Annotated in this window: 1 protein-coding gene; it reads right to left on the bottom strand. The window is 37.2% G+C overall.

Features of this window, described 5'->3' with window-relative positions; all coding sequences use genetic code 11:
- Positions 1-1,045: IS4 family transposase (locus LQ227_RS25545; RefSeq protein WP_230151940.1), on the bottom strand; the 1,045-nt coding region annotated here is incomplete at its 3' end.
- Positions 1,046-1,268 lie beyond the last annotated feature (223 nt).

Genomic DNA, 1,268 nt, shown 5'->3' with positions numbered 1-1,268 from the left:
AAATTTGCTCTATTAGCTGTTTAATTATTGTTTTCAGTTTTGATCCCATTACTAACTCAATTAGGCTGTTCCTAACAAATCTGAATGCATTTTGCCAGTTGAAGATATAACCGTATCTTCTTTTATCCATGTTTTTTTCAATCTTGTCCTGTGCGGTAATCCCCAGTAAAGCAACGAGATTCATCATAAAAATATGGGCCTCAAATTCCTGGTTTATGCCTTCTGGCTTACGGCTACCAAACTGCTCGAGTTTCATTTTGGGCTTGAGCTTTTTAAAACCCTCTTCAATCCTCCATCTGAGCGTATAAAGCTGGTTAATATCTGCTAAGCTGATATTCTTAGGCTCAAGTGAGGATATCAATAGTTCGATCTCACCTGTTGTTAGTTTGATTTTCGAAACTCTTACTTTTATGGGTTCGCAATCTTGCCCATGCTCGGCACAGGTCCTTTTTTCCCTTAAACTTGGTTGCCACTCCGTAATAAAATCCTCAGATGGATTATTCATTACCTGTTTGGCAAAGGTAGAATTCGATGAGCTAACCCTGATACAAAAGTCACTTTTCTGTTCGATAAGCCTCTTGAATATATTGAAGTAACCAAATCCCCTGTCTAAGATAAAAATAGCCTTATTGACGGCAAGGTTGTTTAGGCAATCCTTGAAAAGAGTTCTCTCTGAGTTCTTCATCTCGCTTATCCGACTCGCCAATACCGTCTTTGTGTTGATGTCAAAAAGCATAAACAATTGGGCAAGACAACTTTTGGCACCATTTTCATTTTCAGAATAAACGCCAAAGTGTTTTTTTATACCCGGTGATGCAGGCAGCGAGACCGTTGAGCCATCGCCGGCGATCAACTGAAAGCCTTTCCAACGTCTAACATAGTGTCGTTGATGAAAATCCACAAGTATGCTGTTCAGATCCTTAAAAAATGAAATTTCGACCTTATAACGAGCCAGTGAGAAAGCTGCCCCAGTAACTGTTTTGACTTTGAATTTGGGCAATAGAGTTGAAATATTGTACTCAACAGATTCCTTGAATAGATTCAAAATTGAGGTAACTACGATAGGAAAGGTAAGTGAGCGCTTTCTGATGAAAAACTTTGCTTTGGTAATATACTTCTCAGGGGTCGGATTTTTTTGAATAAAATCACATGTTTTTTTTAGGAGAAACGATATGTTTCTCCTTGGAAATATTGCTGGAAATTAAACTCATGTATCTTTTTTGATTGTATATAAATATACTAAAAAAAACTATCTCAAAATCCAAAAA

It is taken from the genome of Pedobacter sp. Bi27 (genome assembly GCF_918698255.1).
Classification (GTDB): domain Bacteria; phylum Bacteroidota; class Bacteroidia; order Sphingobacteriales; family Sphingobacteriaceae; genus Pedobacter.
Note: the sequence above shows the minus strand (reverse complement) of the source record. Positions and strands in the feature narration are given on the sequence as shown.